The following is a 19,053-nucleotide window of genomic DNA, read 5'->3' as shown; positions in this document are numbered from 1 at the left end:
AGGACACTGATATGAAAAACGAAAAATGGGATGATATTCACGGAAATACCACCCCGGATGACAGAATGGTTGCTTTTCTGGAAAGCCCCACGGATTCTTATGCGATTCTTCAGCTGCGGGAAGATGTAGACGATAATATCCCGCTCATGTTTGCAAATTACAGCTACCTTCAAAAGAAAGAAATGGAGCCTGAGATTGACCGTTACGAGGTGGTCTATCATGGCTCCATTTCTGTGTCCGAGGATGTGGATCGGCAGCTGGAAGATTTGTATGTGAAGTTCAATATTGACCACCCGAATGATTTCCGTGGTCACAGCATGTCGGTCAGCGACATCGTAGCCTTAAAGGTAGCCGGTGAGGTATCCTTTCACTATGTAGATTCTGTCGGGTTTCAGAAGCTGGAAAACTTTATGAAGTCCGAAAACTACCTGAAAAACGCAGAGATGGCAATGGAAGATGATTATGGGATGATTGACGGCATCATCAATAACGGAAAAGCGCCTGGATTAGAGGAACGCCCTTCGGTATTGGAGCAGTTAAAGGAAAAGCCCGTGCCGGATGTTGCCCATAAGCCGCCCAAGAGCCACCCGGAAAGGGAGATTGAATGATGGATTTCACACAAGATGAGCGGAACATGATGATGCTTTACAGCCCTGGCACAAGGTCAGGGCTGTGTGAAGCACTGACACTGATGAAGGAACAGCTTTCGGAGGACGAGTCAGAGCTTTTTGCTTTGGCAGACTCTGTTCTCCGTAAAGTTTCAGCCATGGACGATGCCGCCTTTGAAAAGCTGAACCTTTATCCGGATTGATAGGATTGGAGGGATACAATGAACGCAAAAGAGCGATTTTATTCCGGGTTAGCAAAAGAAACGATTGGGAAAATCACCTCGAACACAGATAACTGGACTTCGTTTTTGAGAACGATGTCCCGCAACTATGAGTTCACCTATCCGGAACAGGTGATGATTTATGCCCAGCGCCCCAATGCGACCTTTTGCAAGCCTTATGAGGACTGGAACGCTGAAAATTACCGCAGATATGTAAAGCGTGGCTCTACCGGTATTGCCCTGTTTGTGATGAACAAGGATAAACCGTATCTGCGCTATGTGTTTGATGTGGCGGATACCGGCGTTCGCCGTTCTTCCCCGGAACTGAAACCGTGGGAGGTGACGCCTGAAAACCGCTCCTATGTCATGGAAGCGATGGAGCGTACCTTCGGTGTTGCCGCTGACGGGGTGCTGGAAGCACAGCTTGAAGATATTGCATCTGTACTGGCGGCTGAGTATTGGGACGATTACAAAAAGCAGCTCCTCGACATCGTTGCCAACAGCTTCCTTGAGGAGTATGATGAACTCAACATCGAAGTAGCTTTCAAAAATGCGGTGACAAACAGCGTATCCTACACGATGTATTGCCGGTTCGTGGAAAGTCCCGATAACTACTTCGAGCATGAGGATTTCCAGAAGGTGTTTGATTTTAACACCAGACAGACGGTAAATGCCCTTGGTACTGCGGTGAATGCCATCAGTACAAGGATGTTTCAGGAAATCGAAAAAGCGATTGGAGAACATGAGCAGATCAGAGCTGCTGAAAGGAGTGCAGATTATGAGCGAGATGACTTACAGACAGGCAGGAGATTATCAGATTCCGAACCTTCAGTTGGAGAACGAGGGAGAGAAACCTCTGGGCAAGTACGGCAGGATGCGTCGAGCATTTTTGGAGCAGAACAATCCGATGCTCCTGAACGACATGATTCTGACGGAGAGCCTGTTCCCACACCTGTGGGAGATCGAGGAAACGGCGAAAGCCAGAGTGGAGTTTCTGATGGAGCAGTACCTGAAGGACAGCCCCGCACCGGACAAAGAAACGCAGCAGATGGCGTGGGTACAGCACATGAACAGCCTGAAAGCACAGGCAGAGGAAGTCGTGATGACGGAGCTTATCAACAGCTGAGTCTGAACCTTTTCCTCTCCGAAAATGAACAAATCAGTTTTATCGACCGAGCAGAGAGCTTTACGCCCTCTGCTTTTTCTTTTGCCCAGGAAGAAATCGACCACTTTCTTCTGCTTGGCAGCAATACCGATGAAGCCCGAAAAGTCGTAGCGCTGGAATATATGAAGCAGAAGCCGCTGGAAGAAATTGTCCAGACCTTAAAGCAGGTCTATCACGGCGGTTATGGTCTGAAAGAAGATAGTGGGAATATCTGTGCGTGGTATGCCGAGGACGGTATCCATCTTGCCAAAGGTTCCTCTGCCATTGACAGCCCCAGGGCGCAGATCGTTTCTTGGGAAACGGTTGCCGAGCGCATTGGAGAACTTCTTGAAAATGGTCAGTTCGCAACTAATGTGGAACTGGTAGAAGCGCCCGGATATGAGCGTCAGAAGCTGGCAGAATCCCTGTGGCATCTTTATCACGATTTGAGTGAAGAAGCCCGTACCAGCAACTATCTGGCAATTCTCCATCAGGAACCGTTTCGTGGTTTCCCTGATGAAACCGCAGATTTGGCTGAAAAGTTGGATGACCCTCGTTTCCACGCAACCTTGGTGCAGCAGTATTCGGAATTCAGAAAAGCCCTTGCGGAAAATCCCGATCTGCTTCGTTTTCACTATCACAAACTGAATCTCATCCAGAAGCAGCTGTATGAACTGAATCTGCCTTTGCGTGAGTATCAGACCGATATGATGCAGATGCCCCTTGTCCGCCAGTTCATTACGGATGACGAAGTCAATGCAGACTTGACCCGTGGAAGCGGCTTTTCCGGTGGCAAAGCCCGTATTTATAACTACTGGCAGGAGAATCATTCTGCCAAGGAAAAGATGGACTTCCTGAAGCATGAATACGGAACCGGTGGTCATTCCCACGCTTGCTCCGGCGCAACGCACAGCGGTCAGGATCACGATGCCAAGGGTGTTGCTTACACAAAGAGTGGCTGCGATAAATTGCAGATGTCCTGGGCGCAGGTGGTGCAGAGAATCGACGGTCTGATGCGAAAGGGACGCTACCTCAGTCCGGAGGAAGAAGCGGAACGACAGGCTATCGAAGAAGCCAAGGTTGATCCCTTGGAAGATGTTTATGACCGTTTCGCAGTAATTGATACCGAGGATGGCGAATATGCAATCTGGGATAGCCAGACTGATGACTACTATGTAGATCCGGAAGGCGTTACGGAATATTTCACGGATGAATGGCTTGCTAATGACTATCTGGAGGAAGTTCGTCAGTCCGTAGCTGCGATGGAGTCGGTTCAGCCAGAAGCGCCTGTGGCAGAGTCTGCCGAAGTTGTGGAAGAACCCGCCCTTGAAGAACCGGCATGGAACTATCAGGTCGGTGATACGGTATATTTGGACGATACTGCTTTCCGTGTGGAGCAGATCACGGACAGAGAGGTTCAGCTGCGTGACCCTTCCCTTGCCTATCCGATCTTCCGTGCCGAGAATCGTGAAAACTTTGAGCGTATGCTCTCTCAGGATGAGAAAAACGCTGCGTTAAGGACAGTTGCAGAGAAACATCCGAACGAAATTGTCCCTGAAACAGAACAGGAGCGCCGCTATCTGGTTGCCGCCTATCATCACTTTGAAAACGGCTTCGATGATAAACTGGACTACTACACTCTGGAAGAAGCGGAAAAAGCCGCCCAGGGCTATGTGGACGGAACCATGGAGGATGACGGATTCAAGTACGATGGTGCTGCCGTTTACGATCAGCAGGAGCATAAGTGCATCCGTATCTACGGGGACTACCCTGACGAAAAGGCACACGCACAGGTCAGAGCCAGTGCGGAACCCGAACAGCAGGAACCGGAACACTTCATCGACCATTTTTATGTTGCCGAGGATATTCAGAAGCGGGGGGCGCTGGACATCAAGGAATACAGTTCCTTTGATGATGCCCTGCGAGCCTACTATGCACTTCCTGACACGCAGAGAAAAGCCCTGGGTGCAATGGATACCAGAGATCTGCCGGGTAGTCTGGACTTCGTACAGTGTGTAGATGGCAATGACACCATCATTCAGGATTATGCCAAGGTGGACGGATGGCAGAATGCCGAAGTCATGGACATTATCGCTCAGCTTGAGCAGTCCATCACCACCAGAGAAATCCCACCTGTTCCTGCGGTGAACTTCCACATCACGGATGACAACATCGGTGAAGGTGGACCGAAGCAGAAATTTGCAAGAAACATCGCAGCCATTGAAACCCTGTTCAAACTGGAAAGTGAGAACAGGAACGCCACTTCCGAAGAACAGGAGATTTTGTCGAACTATGTCGGTTGGGGCGGTCTGGCAGATGCCTTTGACCCGGACAAGGGAAATTGGGCGCAGGAGTATCAGACACTGAAAAACCTGCTTTCCGAGGATGAATATGCTGCGGCAAGAGCTTCCACCCTGAACGCACATTACACCAGTCCCACGGTCATTCGCTCCATCTACGATGCGGTCGGACAGATGGGCTTTGAAACGGGAAATATTCTGGAGCCTGCCATGGGTATCGGCAACTTCTTTGGTATGCTGCCCCCTGAAATGCAGAGCAGCCGCTTGTATGGTGTGGAACTGGATTCCATCACCGGCAGAATTGCTCAGAAGCTCTATCCCAATGCAGAAATCAAAGTGGCTGGCTTTGAAACGACAGACCGCAGAGACTTCTACGATCTGGCTGTGGGCAATGTTCCTTTCGGCAACTACAAAGTGTCCGATAAGCCTTATGACAAGCTGGGATTTTCCATCCACAACTATTTCTTTGCCAAGGCTCTGGATCAGGTTCGTCCCGGTGGTGTGGTCGCTTTTGTGACAAGCCGTTACACCATGGATTCCAAGAACTCTGACGCAAGGCGATATATGGCGCAGAGGGCGGAACTGCTTGGTGCAATCCGTCTGCCAAACGATGCCTTTAAGAAAAACGCAGGTACGGAAGTTGTGTCCGACATCCTGTTCCTGCAAAAGCGTGACCACCCGATTGACATTGTTCCGGAATGGGTAAATCTTGACCGCACCGAAGAAGGACACACCATGAACAGCTACTTTGTCACTCATCCTGAAATGGTTCTGGGCGATACGGTGGAAGAAAGTACCGCCTACGGTATGGATATTACGGTGCGTCCCATTGAGGGCATGGAACTGTCCGAACTTCTGAAAGAAGCAGTTTCCCATATTCAAGGAACCTATCAGGCGGTGGAACTTCCCGAATCTGACAAGGGCAAGGAAATCGAAACCATTCCTGCAACCCCGGATGTAAAGAATTTCTCTTATACTGTGGTGGATGGTGATGTGTACTTCCGTGAAAACTCCTTGATGCGCCGTGTAGAGCTGAACGAGAAAGCAAAAGACCGTGTGATGGGCATGGTGGAACTCCGTGGTATCGTCAACCAACTGATTGAATATCAGCTTGAGGATTACCCGGATGAAATGATTACGCAGAAGCAGGCAGAACTGAATGATGCCTATGATGCGTTTGCCACAAAGAACGGGCTTATCAATAACCGAGCCAACGGTCAGGCATTTGCCGACGATTCCTCCTACTATCTGCTGTGTTCTCTGGAAAATGTGGATGAGGACGGCAATCTGAAAAGCAAGGCGGATATGTTTACCAAGCGAACCATCAAGCCGGAACGCAGAGTGACGAGCGTAGATACTCCGTCCGAAGCGCTGGCAATCTCCATTGGTGAGCGTGGCAAGGTGGATCTGCCGTTTATGGCGCAGCTGCTTGGAACGCCCGGAGAATATGATGCGATTCAGGCAGAGCTTCGAGGGGTGATCTTCAAAGACCCGATGGCTCCCGATGCTGTGGAAGTTGGATGGCAGACTGCCGATGAGTACCTTTCCGGTGATGTAAGAAGCAAGCTGCGTGTCGCACAGATGGCGGCAGACAGGGATTCTTCCTTCCGCATCAATGTGGAAGCCTTGCAGAAAGCACAGCCGAAGGACTTGGATGCGTCCGAGATTGATGTGCGTTTGGGTGCAACATGGATTGATGCCGATTATATTCAGCAGTTTATGGAGGAAACCTTTGAAACGCCGTATTACTTGCGCCGTTCCATTGAGGTCAAGTTCTCCGAGCTGACCGCAGAGTGGCGCATCAACGGTAAGAGTTCTCCCAACTACAACGATGTGGCGGCGTATGTCACCTACGGTACAGAGCGAGCCAACGCATATCGGATTCTGGAGGAAACGCTGAATCTGAAAGATATTCGTATCTATGATACGATTGAAGATGCAGATGGTAAGCAGAAGCGTGTTCTCAACAAAAAAGAAACTACCCTGGCACAGCAGAAACAGCAGGCAATCAAGGATGCGTTCCGAGATTGGATTTGGAGAGATCCCCACAGACGAGAAACCCTTTCCACCAAGTACAACGAACTTTTTAACTCCACCAGACCTCGTGAGTATGATGGCTCTCATATCCGCTTCGGCGGCATGAACCCGGATATTACCCTCCGTGAACACCAGAGAAATGCTATCGCTCATGTGCTATATGGTGGAAATACGCTGCTTGCACACGAAGTTGGTGCAGGCAAGACCTTCGAGATGGCAGCATCGGCTATGGAGAGTAAACGGCTTGGATTGAGCCAGAAATCCCTGTTCGTTGTGCCGAATCATCTGACTTTACAGTGGGCAAATGAGTTTCTACACCTCTATCCGAGCGCCAAGCTCCTTGTTGCTACCAAGAAGGATTTTGAAACAGCAAACCGCAAGAAGTTCTGCGCTCGTATCGCAACGGGTGACTATGATGCAGTCATCATCGGTCACAGCCAGTTTGAAAAAATCCCGCTTTCTGCTGAACGGCAGGAACGGCAGCTGCGGGAGCAGATTGATGAGATTGAGGGTGCGATTGCGGAGCTGAAATGGCAGCGTGGTGAAAACTTCACGATCAAGCAGATGGAGAAAACACGAAAATCACTGGAAGCCAGACTGGACAAGCTCCTTGCCGCAGACAAGAAGGATGATGTTATTACCTTTGAGCAGTTGGGTGTAGACCGGCTGTTTGTGGACGAAAGCCATGCGTTCAAAAATTTGTTCCTCTACACAAAAATGCGAAATGTGGCAGGTCTGTCCACCTCCGAAGCTCAGAAATCTTCGGATATGTTTATGAAGTGCCGCTATATGGATGAGCTGACCGGCGGGCGTGGCGTGATCTTTGCAACCGGTACTCCCGTAAGCAACTCGATGACCGAGCTTTATACGGTCATGCGCTATCTCCAGTACAGTACACTCCAGCAAAAGAACCTGACCCATTTTGATTCCTGGGCATCGACCTTCGGAGAAACGACGACAGCGATTGAGCTTGCACCGGAAGGAACCGGCTATCGTGCCAGAACCCGATTCGCAAAGTTCTTCAATCTGCCTGAGCTGATGAATATGTTCAAGGAGGTTGCCGACATCAAGACCTCTGACCAGTTGCATCTCCCTGTTCCCGAAGCAAAGTTTGAAACGGTTGTGGTTCAGCCCTCTGAGTACCAGAAGGATATGGTGGCTTCCCTTTCAGAAAGAGCGGCGGATGTTCATGCCGGTATTGTAGACCCGTCCGTAGATAATATGCTAAAGATTACCAGCGACGGACGAAAATTGGGGCTGGATCAGCGGCTGATGAACCCTCTGTTACCCGATGACCCTGACAGCAAGCTCAATGCCTGCGTAGGAAATATCCTGCGTATCTGGCAGGATGGTCAGGCTGACAAATTGACCCAGTTGGTGTTCTGTGACCTCAGCACACCGAAAAATGACGGAACCTTTAATGTCTATGATGATGTCAAAACCAAGCTGATTGCAAACGGTGTGCCTGCGGAAGAAGTTGCCTTTATCCATGATGCAGATACCGAGGCAAAGAAAAAAGACCTCTTTGCCAAGGTTCGTACCGGACAGGTGCGAGTGCTGCTTGGAAGCACGCAAAAGATGGGCGCAGGAACCAACGTCCAGGACAAGCTGGTGGCAGTTCACCATCTGGATGTGGGCTGGCGTCCGTCTGATATGACCCAGAGAAATGGTCGTATCATCCGTCAGGGCAACCGGAACAAGGAGGTTCAGGTGTACCAGTATGTGACCGAGGGAACCTTCGATGCCTACCTGTATCAGACCTTGGAAAACAAGCAGAAGTTTATTTCTCAGATTATGACCTCCAAATCGCCGGTTCGCTCCTGTGACGATGTGGATGAGCAGGCGCTGTCCTATGCGGAGATCAAGGCGCTGTGTGCCGGCAATCCGCTTATCAAGGAAAAGATGGACTTGGACATTGATGTGGCAAGGCTGAAGGTGCTGAAAGCTGACCACCAGAGCCAGCAGTACCGCATGGAAGATAAGCTTCTGAAATACTTCCCGGCTGAGATTGAAAAGCAGACAGGCTATATTCATGGCTTTGAAGCTGATATTAAAACCGTGGAAGCACACCCTCAGATTGCCGAGGGCTTTTGCGGCATGGAAATCATGGGCAAATCCTACACCGAAAAGGCAGATGCCGGTGAAATCCTCCTTGCGGCTTGTAAGGATACCAAAAGCGTCGATCCGGTTCCGGTTCCGCTTGGCAGTTACCGTGGCTTTCAGATGGAGCTTTCGTTTGACAGCTTCCGAAATGAGTTCGATGTGACCCTGAAGGGCGCTGTGAGCCACAGAGTAGCCCTTGGCACCGATGTACGAGGAAATATCACCCGACTGGACAATGCCCTTGCAGGCATTCCTGAGCGCTTAGAACGAGCCAATGAACAGCTGAATAACCTCTACAATCAGCAGGAAGCAGCCAAGGCGGAGGTTGGAAAACCGTTCCCGCAGGAAGCAGAGCTGACAGCAAAAAGTCAGCGACTGGCAGAACTGGATGCAGCCCTAAATATGGAGGACTCTGCGGAAAATCGTGCTGAAAAAAGCGAGTCGGAGCGTCCTTCTGTATTGGCTGATCTGAAATCCAAAGCGGAGCATATCCCGCCTGCAAAATACTCTGAAACCCGTGAGGAGGTGTTGTAATGGCAAAGCGAGACCAGGATGTTCATTTCCTTGCATCCAAGGAGGAGGTCGAGCGAATCCATGAGAAGAAGGACGAGCTTGGCATCCGCAGCATGGGAGCCTATCTGCGGAAAATGGCTCTGGATGGTTATTGCATCAGACTGGATTTGCAGGATGTGAAAGCCCTGGTTTCGCTCCTGCGAATCTGCTCCAACAACCTGAACCAGTACGCAAAGCGAGCGAACGAAACAGGCAGCATCTACCATGTCGACATCGAGGATTTGCAAAAACGACTGGAGGAAATCTGGACGGACATGAGAGAAGTTCTTGTTCGCCTGTCCTCAATCCAGTAATCCCCGACAACTTGTCGGGAAGTCGCAGTTTCGGCTGCGGCTTTTACATAGGGAAATATCTTTCGTTGGTTGAATTATTCACATTGATACACTACAATGTTGTCAAAGAAATTCGTCAGGAAACAGATTGATAAATCGGGAGTTATCGAACCCATACAAACGGGGATTTGATTGGTCACAAACCACGATTCCGGAATAAAATTCAACCTTTACCAGATAGAGTTTCCGGGAAATGCTCATGCCCCCATAGGCAGATTGACTGTAAAACAGGCATGAGAGATTTCCCTTTTTCTGAAAGATAGTATTCCACTTTAGGTGGTACGCCAGGATATTCATGTCGGATAATCAAGGCATCCGCTTCCAATTCCTTTAACTTGTTGGACAGCATTTTGTGGGTCACATTTCCAAGTGCTTTTTTGATTTCACTGTACCGCATAATTTCATCTTTCCACAACCAAAATAAAATCTGCATTTTCCATTTGCCGCCGATCAGGGAAACAGCATAATTAAACGGCTCAATTTGAACTTTTTCATATGGTGCTTTCATAGTACTCTCCTTTTTGATAGTATCTATTAAAATAGTGCGTTCTTCCTTTTTTGCAACAAATATTGTAAAATAAAACCCGAACAAAGTCAATCAGGAGGATTTGAAAATGAAGGTTTTATTCGTAAACGGAAGCAGCCACATTCATGGCACTACCATGAAAGCACTGGAAGAAATGATAAAAATATTTGAAGAAGAAAAAATTGAAACGGAAGTCATTCAGTTAGGCGGGAAACCTCTGGCGGATTGTACACAGTGCAACTCCTGTCAAAAAACAGGGCAATGTGTGTTCAAAGAGGATGGGGTAAATGAGTTTGTAGCAAAGGCAAGGGAAGCGGACGGCTTTGTCTTTGCAACGCCGGTATATTTTGCACACCCAAGCGGCAGAATTTTTTCTTTTCTTGACCGGGCATTTTACAGCAACGGCAAAGACGAAGTATATGAAGCATTTCAGTTCAAGCCGGGTGCGGCGGTTGCGGTCGCAAGGCGTGGAGGAACAACAGCTGCGCTGGATGCTTTGAATAAATATTTTGGTATTGCTCAAATGCCGGTTGCCGGTTCCACATACTGGAATATGGTGCATGGTTTATATGCCGAGGAAGCTCCGCAGGACGAAGAAGGAATGCAGACCATGCGAAATCTTGCAAGAAATATGGTGTGGATGATGAGATGTTTTTCGGAAGGAAAACGAAACGGTGTTCCATATCCTCAGACAGAAACAAGTGCCTGCACCAATTTTATCAAACGGAACGACAACAAGAGATAAAGCACCATAGCAAGGACAGGGGGACAACCCCAAATGCCGCTGCCATGGTTTTTTGTGAAACACTTTTCTATTTGTTATTCTGTTCGATAAACACCAGTTTGACGAACTGAATCCGAAAAACATTAGGGTGCAGAGGAGATAGAATCCTTTGCGCCCTTTCTTTTTACATAAGGGTTGACATCATTGCGTTATTGCAGATACCCTTGTACAATGTAGTTAGAAGAAAGGGGTTGAGCCTATGAAGCTGGTATTGAAGATATTGGCACTTCCGGTGCTGTTCCTTGTAAAAGTGATTTGTATTCTTGGAAATCTGCTTACAAACATTGTGTCCTATGTAATTGGTTTATTGCTTTTGATTATTGGCGGCTCTGCGATTTACTGCGTTGTAAAAGCTTTGTGGCAGTCCCTGGCTATCCTTGTGGTTCTTGGAATTGCGACAATAGCGGCGGTGTTCCTGCTCGTCTGGGTTGTTATGAAAGTCGAGAATATAAGAGATAGTTTGGGCGCATTTATCAGGTCATAAGATAATATCAGAGAAAAGTCACCGATCAGTGGCTTTTTCTTTTTGGGAAGGAAGTGATGAGAATGGCGGCAACAAGATTGATTGCACTCCATATAAATAAGGGAAAGACGGTCGCTCAATGTCTGGCTGACCGAACAAACTACTCACAAAACGCAGCGAAAACCAACGATGGCGAATTTATCAGCTCCTATGAGTGTGATCCAAAGACAGCAGATGAAGAATTTCTGCTTTCCAAACGGCAGTATCAGCATATTACCGGCAGACAGCAGAAGAACAATATCATCGCATACCAGATACGCCAGTCCTTTAAGCCGGGAGAAATCACTCCGGAAGAAGCGAACCAGGTCGGCTATGAAACAGCGATGCGATGGACAAAGGGCAAACACGCTTTCATCGTTGCGACCCACATCGACAAATCCCATATTCACAACCATATCATTTATAATTCGACCTCGCTGGATTCCACACGGAAATTCAAAAACTTCTTCCTTTCCGGCCTGGCAGTTCAAAAACTCAGCGATATGGTTTGCCTGGAACACGGGTTGTCTATCATTACACCGAAGCCGTATCGAGAACGTCAGAAAAGAACCGTTTATCCCAAGAAGCGTACCCAGCGTGACGAATTATGTGATGTGATTGATGCGGTGCTGAAGCAGAAACCAAAGAGCTTTGATGGCTTTGTTCAGGCTCTGGCTGATATGGGATTTGAGTTCAAGGACGGAAAGCAACCTGCGTTCAAGGGCAAGAATCAGAAGCGTTTCATTCGGTTGCGTTCTCTGGGCGAAGGATATAGCAAAGAGGAAATTCAAGCTGTTATCTCCGGTAAGAACCTGCATAAATCAAAAGGAAGTTCTGCCAAGGCTCCTGCCCCGAAGCAGTTCCAGATGCTGATTGATATTCAGGCAAAGATGGCTGAAGGAAAAACCATCGGATATGAAAAGTGGGCGAAGAAGTTCAACCGAAAAGAAGCTGCCCGAACCGTTATTCTTCTGAAAGAAAAAGGCTTGGGCAACTACGACGATCTGACCGCTCATATTGAAAATTTGTCTGCCCGATTCGATGCGCTTTCCGATTCTATCAAGGCCGCAGAAAAACGAATGGTTGAGGTTCAGGCGTTGCAGCAGCACATCAAAAATTATCGCAACACAAGACAAATCTATATCGAATACCGCAAGTCTGGATATAGCAAAAAGTTCTTTGAGGAACACCGTCAGGAAATCACACTTCATAAAGCGGCGAAGCAAGCCTTTGACGAATTGCAGATTACAAAGCTCCCATCCATGCAATCGTTGTATGAGGAGTTTCATCAGCTGGCAGTCCAGAAGAAACAGGACTATGCTGAGTACCGTCAGATCAGAAAAGAGAAAGAAGAATTACTGATTGCCAAACGGACGGTTGAAACGATTTTGAATATCGACAGGCAGAAAGAGCAGGAAAAAGAACAGGAGAAAGAGGAAAAGAAGAACTTCCGTTAAAGCAAAAAGCCACGGTCTGCACTCCCCCAAAAGGGTGCGGATCGGGTAACCCTCAATAAGACAGTATGAGAACATTACTGGCATAGGGTAGCTGCCGTACAGGAGTGCGACAAGAAAAATTGGCGATACTTGGTTTTCACAACCAGGTATCGCCTTTTTCTATCTTTAACAGAATGTTTGAATCTTATTGGAGGTACATATGATGCAGGAACTGAACTATATTCGTTGCGGTGATTACTATATTCCCGATATTCGCTTGCCGGAGGAAACCAGACCTATTGGTCGGTGGGGGCGTATGCACAGAGATTACATTAAGGAGCATAACCCTATCCGCTTCAACGATCTTTGCCTTAGCGGTGAACTGTGGACGTATCTGGCTGATTTGAATGAGCAGGCTCAAGCTCGCCTTGAACTTATTATCGAGCAAATGAAAGTAGCTGAGGGTGTGACAGAAGGCATGAAAGAAGCTGACCAGATGGCATGGGTCGGAGCGATGAACAGCATCCGCAACCGTGCAGAGGAAATCGTGCTACAAGAAATGATCTACGAGGAGGATGTGGTATGAGAATCCTTGAAGAATTTTGGTACGGCAACATCGAACCAACCGAGTATAACACATCCTCTTGCAAAGAATACAAGAAACTACTGGAACTGATTTGCAGGAACGAAGAAAAACTCAAAGCCACCATGACGGATGAGCAGAAAGAGTTATTTGAGAAATACAACGATTGCGTGCGAGAGCATCAAACCAATACAGACTGTTTGATCTTTCAGAATGGCTTTAAGCTGGGTGCACGAATGATGTTAGAGGTCATGGAAGAATAACAGAATATTTCAAGTGGGACTTGCGCTCCAAAGGGGTGCAAGTCCCTTTGGACATATTGGGTAGAAATTTTAGTGTTTAGGACTTTAAGCAAAGCTATTGAAAAATTCACGATTTCGTGATATAATAATTGTTAATGTTAAGGAGGGATTCGCTATGGCTGTAACATACAAAAAGTTATTTCACTTATTGATCGACAAAGGTATGACTAATGCAGAGCTGATGGAAAAAGCCGGATTTAGTGCTAATATCATTACCCGTATCAAGCGTGACAATTATATTTCTCTCGATAGTATTGAGAAGATTTGCAAAACTCTCAACTGCGGCGTTGACGATATTCTGGAATTTATACCCGATGAAAAGGAGAACGGAAACAATGATTGATACAAAGAAAGAACAAGAACGTGATGAGCTGCATCGTGCGATATGGGCGATTGCAGACGAGCTTCGTGGTGCTGTGGACGGATGGGATTTCAAGAATTACGTCCTCGGCACGATGTTTTACAGATATATCTCCGAAAATCTGACCAACTACATCAACGCCGGTGAACAGGATGCCGGTAATACCGATTTCGATTACGCAAAGATGTCCGATAATGATGCAGAGGAAGCTCGTGAGGGCTTGGTTGAAGAAAAGGGCTTTTTCATTCCTCCGTCCGAGCTGTTCTGCAATGTCAACGGCAGAGCCGACAATGATGAAAATCTGAATGAGACCTTGGAGCGTGTGTTCAACCACATCGAAGCCTCTGCAAAAGGCTCCACTTCCGAAAGCAGCTTTGACGGCTTGTTTGCCGATTTTGACGTAAACAGCAACAAGCTCGGCTCTACCGTGGCAAAGAGAAACGAACGCCTTGCCAAGCTTCTGCACGGCGTTGCCAATATGAACCTTGGCGACGTGAAAGACCACGATATTGATGCCTTTGGCGATGCCTACGAATATCTGATGACCATGTACGCATCAGGAGCAGGCAAATCCGGAGGTGAGTTCTTTACCCCTGCTGACGTTTCCGAGTTGCTTACCAGACTTGGCACGGTTGGCAAGACCGAAATCAACAAAGTCTATGACCCTGCGTGTGGGTCTCGTGTCATAATAATGACAGAGGCAAATAGTTCAGTAAAACCAAAGGTTTTGAAGCTTCTACCAAAGTTAAAAACTGAAGAAACTGGTAGTTTATGTGTTGCTTAGAGCTATTATCCATTAAAATAATGGTTGTAAGCAGCACATAAGCCGAAGAGAAAAGAGGTAGTGTATGCGATGGATATTAAAAATTATCTTATTTCCGATTAGTCTTGTTTTATCAATTCTGACTGCTTTCCTGACATTCTTACTTGGTATTGGAACAGCATTACTGTATATCGTTATGGTGTTCTGTATATTTGGGGCTTTAGCTTCTTTCATTCAAGGAGAAATTGGAATAGGTATATCGGGCTTGGTTATCGGTTTCCTATTTAGTCCCTATGGGCTTCCGATGATAGGAGCGACTGTGATAGCGTTTATTGAATTGATAAATGATAAGATTAAGGCGGTGTAGACAAATTTGAAGTTGTGGGGATAATAGAGTGGATATTAAAAAAACAAAATTGTATTATGAGCAGATAAACAGTAGCGATATATGTGACTGTGCATATTGTAAAAATTATGTTCGTGAAATCAAATCTACCTATCCAAAACTTGCCAAATACCTGGGTTCGTTAGGAGTTGATATAGAAAAACCATTTGAAACAATGCCTCTTGAACTGGATGAAAAAACTGGGCGTATTGAGTATATATCTGCTCAATATATCGTTTATGGAGGAACGGATGACTTTTCGAAAAAGGTTATAGGGTGTGTGAATGTTGATATAGCGGAAACCCATCCGCCAACACAGATAAATGAAGCTCACTTCGTTATTGAAATCTATCCCATTAGCTTGAAGTGGGTGGTATAAACAACTTAGAATTTGTGGAGGTAGAAATATGTTAAAAGGAATAGGATATTTATTATTTGGAGTAGGCTTATGTTTTATGTCTCCTAAATTTGTCAAACAATATAGAAAAGATAAAAATATTGAAAATATACTTGAAGTTATTGGAGTTATATTATTAGCAGCTTCAAGTATTCTTTTAGGGGTTTTGGAATTTTTGTAGAGTTACAAACTCCAGTTTGTTGAGATGAATAAAACCAAATATTGAAGACACAAAGCGATTAAGAAATAGAAATCTTAGTCGCTTTTTCTTATGCCAAAAATCAAGAAGAGAGGAGGCGATAGAAGTGGAATTTGATTATTTTTATAACCGGGACGGAGACCGTTTCAGCTACTATATGCTACCGAAAATCATAGTAACAGATGAAAGGTTTAAGAACTTATCTTCGGATGCAAAGATTTTGTATTCCTGTCTTTTGGAGCGAACAAGTCTGTCATTTAAGAATAAGTGGCTTGATGAAGAAAACAGAGTATATATCATCTTCACTGTGGAAGAGATTATGGATATTTTAGGAAGATCCAATAAGACCGCAGTCAAAATTCTTAATGAGCTTGATAGCACCACAGGAGGCATAGGACTTATCGAAAGAAAGAAACGAGGTCTTGGAAAGCCCAATATTATCTATGTTAAAGACTTTATGAGCGTATTTCGCTGTGAGTGTAAAAATTACACTTCAGAAGTGAAGAATTTACACTTAAGAAGTGTAGAAACTACACCTCAAGAAATGAAGAATGTACACGGAAGTAATCCTAATAGAAATAATACTGAATATAGTAATCCTGATATGAGTTTAGGGAAAGCTACTTATGGAACATTTCAAAATGTCTTTTTAACAGAGGCTGAAGTAACAGACCTAAAAGAGATATTACAAAGTCTATTTGATAATTATATTGAAAGGCTTTCAACCTACATTCAAAGCACAGGAAAGACCTACAAAGACCACAAAGCAACTATTCTTTCCTGGTTCTATAAAGACCGGGGAAGCATTAAGCAAACAAATAAAGCTAAGTCATATAGCTTAGAAGATTATGAGATGGGAGATTATTTGTGATGAAAGAAATGGCTGAGATTTTAATCGAGGGCGTTAGATACAGCTTCGATCCTGAAACGGAATATATGAAAGACGGACACGCCTATTGTAAAACTTGCCACGAAAGAAAAGATGGCGAAGTTAAAAGCCTTATGGATATGAAATTTATCTTTAAGAATAACTGCAAATGCGATAGGGAAAGATTTGAAAAGCAGAAACAAAGAGAAAAGGAACAGGAGATTGAGCGACTTAAAAGAAGCTGCTTTATTTCAATGAGCCAATGGGCATATACCTTCGATAACTACAAGGGCGAGAAAGACAAAAGCTATATCATAGCGAAAAATTATGTAAAAGAATACGAGCAGATGAAAAAAGAAAATATCGGCTTACTCTTTTGCGGAACAGTCGGAAGCGGAAAGACTTATCTTGCCTGCTGTATCGCAAATGCTCTTATTGAAGAATATATGATAAGGGTCAAAATCAGAAACTTTGCTCAGATAATTAACGACTTACAAAAGAGCGGATTTGACTTAGATAAGAACAAATATATAGAAAGCTTAACCAATGTTTCCGTGCTTATCTTAGATGACCTTGGAATTGAGCGTGATACAAGCTATGCCAAAGAACAGGTATATAACATCGTAAACAGTCGCTATCTAAAGAAAAAGCCAACAATCTTTACTACAAACTTGCCCTACGAAAAAATACAAAATTCAGATGACGGTGTGGAATATGAAAGGATTTATTCAAGAATTATCGAGATGTGTATTCCAGTTAAGGTAATGGGAGAAGATTTCAGAAAGAGGCTACAAAAAGAAAAGTTAAAGCAAAATAAGGAAAGACTGCTAAAGGGAGGTGAAAGAACTTGATTAACGAAGAAGTTTCAAGCAAAGCAATAAACTTGGAAGTAAGGCTTGCCAAAGCTACGGCAAAAGAATTATTCAAGATACTAAAAAAACTGCTTAAGCAAGCAGAAAAGCTTGGCGGATTTGATAAGCTCATCAAGGCTGAGGGAAGTCAAGTAAAACTTAAAGATATGGTTAAGAAAGGACAGCTTGAGGAGTTGAATGTTAAAGACGAAGAACTAAAGGAGCTGAAGAAAGAACTGAATAAGCACGGCGTTAAATTTTCGGTTATGAAAGATAAGGAGACCGGAACACATTCGGTATTCTTTCAGGCGAAAGACACTAAGGTCATGAATAAGGCTTTTCAAAATGTACTTTCCTGTATTGAGAAAAAGGAGAAAACCAAAGAGTCCATTCATAAAAATATTGAGAAATTCAAGGATATGGCAAAAGACACTATCTCCAAGGACAAAGTAAGGAATAAGCAAAAGGAGCAAAGTTTATGAATAATAATCAAATACAAATATTTTCAAACCAGACCTTTGGAAAACTCACTGTCATAGAAAAAAACGGTGAGTTTTTCTTTATTGGAAAAGAAGTTGCCGAGAAGTTAGGGTATCTCAATCCGCAAAAGGCAATAAGAGACCATATTGAAGATGAGGACAAGCTGACAGAACGATTCGTTCAGTCAGGTCAAGGTAGAAATATGTATATCATCAATGAGTCCGGACTTTATTCGTTAATTCTCTCTTCTAAACTACCGCAGGCAAAGGAATTTAAGAGATGGGTTACAAAAGAGGTATTGCCGAGTATTAGAAAGCACGGAGGATATATCAAAAATCAAGAAACAAAATCAAATGAGGAAATACTCGCAAGTGCAGTCCTACTTGCCGAGAGGCTTATGTATGAAAAGGACCGGAAGATTGACGAACTTAAGCCTAAAGCACAATATTTTGACAAACTGGTGGATAAAAATCTTCTGATGAATATCAGAAATACCGCAAAAGAGCTTCATATTCCACAGAAGAAGTTTGTAAACTTTCTTCTCGATAACGGCTTTTTGTATAGAGATAAGCGAAACAGGCTACTTCCCTATGCGGATAAGAACAAAGGTTATTTCGAGGTAAAAGAATGGTTTAATAATAAAAATGACATGGTCGGTTTTCAGACTTTTATTACGCCAAAGGGTAGAAGCTTTCTACTCTTTTTGATTGGAGGTGGTGCAAAAGGTGATTAAGAAGATACAGACGGACATAAAGGAGCTTTTTCAAAGGCAAGACTGGGCTAAGATACTCAAACAAAACATACCCTATCTTGCCTTTTTCTATTTCGGAAATATCTTCTCAAGCCATGTAAGAGCCTATGTCGGTGGCGATATCATCGACAGAATAATGAAAGCGATTCTTGAAATCGACACTATGAGCTACAAGCCGAGTATCAATCTGAATGATTTACTTGTAGGACTTCTTGTGGCAGCAGTCATAAAATTCATTGTCTATACCAAAGGGAAAAAGGCAAAGAAGTTCCGAGAAGGCAGAGAATATGGCTCTGCCAGATGGGGCGTTCATAAAGACATTCAGCCGTATATTGACGAAAAGTTTGAGAACAATGCCCTGCTTACTCAAACGGAACGAATTACAATGAACTCAAGACCAAAGAATCCCAAGTACGCAAGAAATAAAAACATCTTGGTAATTGGTGGCTCCGGCAGTGGTAAAACGAGATTTTTCGTAAAGCCGAATCTCATGCAAATGCACTCGTCTTATGTAGTTACCGATCCAAAGGGTTACAATAATATAGGA

At 45.0% G+C, this 19,053-nt stretch carries 19 protein-coding genes and 1 pseudogene; 19 read left to right on the top strand and 1 reads right to left on the bottom strand.

The window, feature by feature from the left end:
• Window positions 1–11 precede the first annotated feature (11 nt).
• From DS742_RS19515 to DS742_RS19500, 4 genes are read left to right on the top strand one after another with little or no spacing between them, the layout of a single operon-like run.
• Entirely contained in the window at window positions 12–608 is a 597-nt protein-coding gene (locus DS742_RS19515; RefSeq protein ID WP_117418647.1) for a YodL domain-containing protein, read from the top strand.
• Window positions 605–811, top strand: coding sequence for a transposon-transfer assisting family protein (locus tag DS742_RS19510; protein ID WP_002578948.1), 207 nt, complete (start codon window positions 605–607; stop codon window positions 809–811). The genes DS742_RS19515 and DS742_RS19510 overlap by 4 nt, the downstream gene beginning before the upstream one ends.
• Window positions 812–829: 18 nt before the next feature.
• Window positions 830–8,947, top strand: coding sequence for a helicase-like domain-containing protein (locus DS742_RS29945; RefSeq protein WP_117418646.1), 8,118 nt, complete (start codon window positions 830–832; stop codon window positions 8,945–8,947).
• Window positions 8,947–9,279, top strand: coding sequence for a plasmid mobilization protein (locus DS742_RS19500; RefSeq protein WP_117418645.1), 333 nt, complete (start codon window positions 8,947–8,949; stop codon window positions 9,277–9,279). Before DS742_RS29945 ends, DS742_RS19500 begins: the two co-directional genes overlap by 1 nt.
• Before the next feature lie 202 nt (window positions 9,280–9,481).
• Here the strand turns inward: DS742_RS19500 and DS742_RS19495 are convergent, their stop codons facing one another.
• Window positions 9,482–9,826 (bottom strand): winged helix-turn-helix transcriptional regulator, encoded by a 345-nt coding sequence (locus DS742_RS19495; RefSeq protein ID WP_117418644.1) that lies wholly within the window; start codon window positions 9,824–9,826, stop codon window positions 9,482–9,484.
• A 106-nt stretch (window positions 9,827–9,932) separates the two neighbouring features.
• Between DS742_RS19495 and DS742_RS19490 the strand changes: the two genes are divergently transcribed.
• The 15 genes and pseudogenes from DS742_RS19490 to DS742_RS19425 all read left to right on the top strand — a co-directional run.
• Window positions 9,933–10,589, top strand: coding sequence for a flavodoxin family protein (locus tag DS742_RS19490; protein ID WP_117418643.1), 657 nt, complete (start codon window positions 9,933–9,935; stop codon window positions 10,587–10,589).
• Between the two features lie 238 nt (window positions 10,590–10,827).
• Window positions 10,828–11,112, top strand: a complete 285-nt coding sequence (locus DS742_RS19485) for a hypothetical protein (RefSeq protein ID WP_117418642.1) — start codon at window positions 10,828–10,830, stop codon at window positions 11,110–11,112.
• Window positions 11,113–11,174: 62 nt separating this feature from the next.
• The gene (locus DS742_RS19480) at window positions 11,175–12,587 is read left to right on the top strand and encodes a relaxase/mobilization nuclease domain-containing protein (RefSeq protein WP_117418641.1); all 1,413 of its coding nucleotides are present in this window, start codon (window positions 11,175–11,177) and stop codon (window positions 12,585–12,587) included.
• Between the two features lie 199 nt (window positions 12,588–12,786).
• Window positions 12,787–13,152: a TnpV protein gene (locus DS742_RS19475; RefSeq protein ID WP_117418640.1), complete on the top strand. Its 366-nt coding sequence runs from the start codon at window positions 12,787–12,789 to the stop codon at window positions 13,150–13,152.
• Window positions 13,149–13,412 (top strand): DUF6809 family protein, encoded by a 264-nt coding sequence (locus DS742_RS19470; RefSeq protein ID WP_117418639.1) that lies wholly within the window; start codon window positions 13,149–13,151, stop codon window positions 13,410–13,412. Before DS742_RS19475 ends, DS742_RS19470 begins: the two co-directional genes overlap by 4 nt.
• Before the next feature lie 154 nt (window positions 13,413–13,566).
• On the top strand, window positions 13,567–13,794 hold the full coding sequence (locus DS742_RS19465) for a helix-turn-helix domain-containing protein (protein ID WP_117418638.1): 228 nt from the start codon (window positions 13,567–13,569) through the stop codon (window positions 13,792–13,794).
• Window positions 13,787–14,506, top strand: a pseudogene (locus DS742_RS19460) (type I restriction-modification system subunit M); the annotation flags it as partial. The gene DS742_RS19465 and the pseudogene DS742_RS19460, both read left to right, overlap by 8 nt.
• Window positions 14,507–14,660: 154 nt before the next feature.
• A complete protein-coding gene (locus tag DS742_RS19455; RefSeq protein WP_117418636.1) occupies window positions 14,661–14,942 on the top strand; it encodes a CD1845 family protein in 282 nt (93 codons plus the stop codon).
• Window positions 14,943–14,970: 28 nt separating this feature from the next.
• Window positions 14,971–15,339 carry a hypothetical protein gene (locus DS742_RS19450; RefSeq protein ID WP_117418635.1) on the top strand — a complete coding sequence of 123 codons (369 nt, stop codon included), beginning with the start codon at window positions 14,971–14,973 and terminating at the stop codon, window positions 15,337–15,339.
• Window positions 15,340–15,367: 28 nt separating this feature from the next.
• Entirely contained in the window at window positions 15,368–15,538 is a 171-nt protein-coding gene (locus DS742_RS28980; RefSeq protein ID WP_170313528.1) for a hypothetical protein, read from the top strand.
• A 124-nt stretch (window positions 15,539–15,662) separates the two neighbouring features.
• Complete coding sequence (locus tag DS742_RS19445; RefSeq protein ID WP_117418634.1) at window positions 15,663–16,427, top strand: replication initiator protein A; 765 nt, start codon at window positions 15,663–15,665, stop codon at window positions 16,425–16,427.
• Window positions 16,424–17,275 carry an ATP-binding protein gene (locus tag DS742_RS19440; RefSeq protein WP_117418633.1) on the top strand — a complete coding sequence of 284 codons (852 nt, stop codon included), beginning with the start codon at window positions 16,424–16,426 and terminating at the stop codon, window positions 17,273–17,275. The genes DS742_RS19445 and DS742_RS19440 overlap by 4 nt, the downstream gene beginning before the upstream one ends.
• On the top strand, window positions 17,272–17,757 hold the full coding sequence (locus tag DS742_RS19435; RefSeq protein WP_117418632.1) for a PcfB family protein: 486 nt from the start codon (window positions 17,272–17,274) through the stop codon (window positions 17,755–17,757). Before DS742_RS19440 ends, DS742_RS19435 begins: the two co-directional genes overlap by 4 nt.
• Window positions 17,754–18,488, top strand: coding sequence for a BRO family protein (locus DS742_RS19430; protein WP_117418631.1), 735 nt, complete (start codon window positions 17,754–17,756; stop codon window positions 18,486–18,488). The genes DS742_RS19435 and DS742_RS19430 overlap by 4 nt, the downstream gene beginning before the upstream one ends.
• Window positions 18,481–19,053, top strand: a 573-nt coding sequence (locus DS742_RS19425) for a type IV secretory system conjugative DNA transfer family protein (protein ID WP_147325827.1), incomplete at its 3' end; no start/stop codon positions are given. The genes DS742_RS19430 and DS742_RS19425, both read left to right, overlap by 8 nt.

The sequence above is a fragment of the Lacrimispora amygdalina genome (assembly GCF_003432035.1).
Classification (GTDB): domain Bacteria; phylum Bacillota; class Clostridia; order Lachnospirales; family Lachnospiraceae; genus Lacrimispora; species Lacrimispora amygdalina.
The sequence above is the reverse complement of the archived record's forward strand: the minus strand, read 5'-3'. Positions and strand labels throughout refer to the sequence as shown.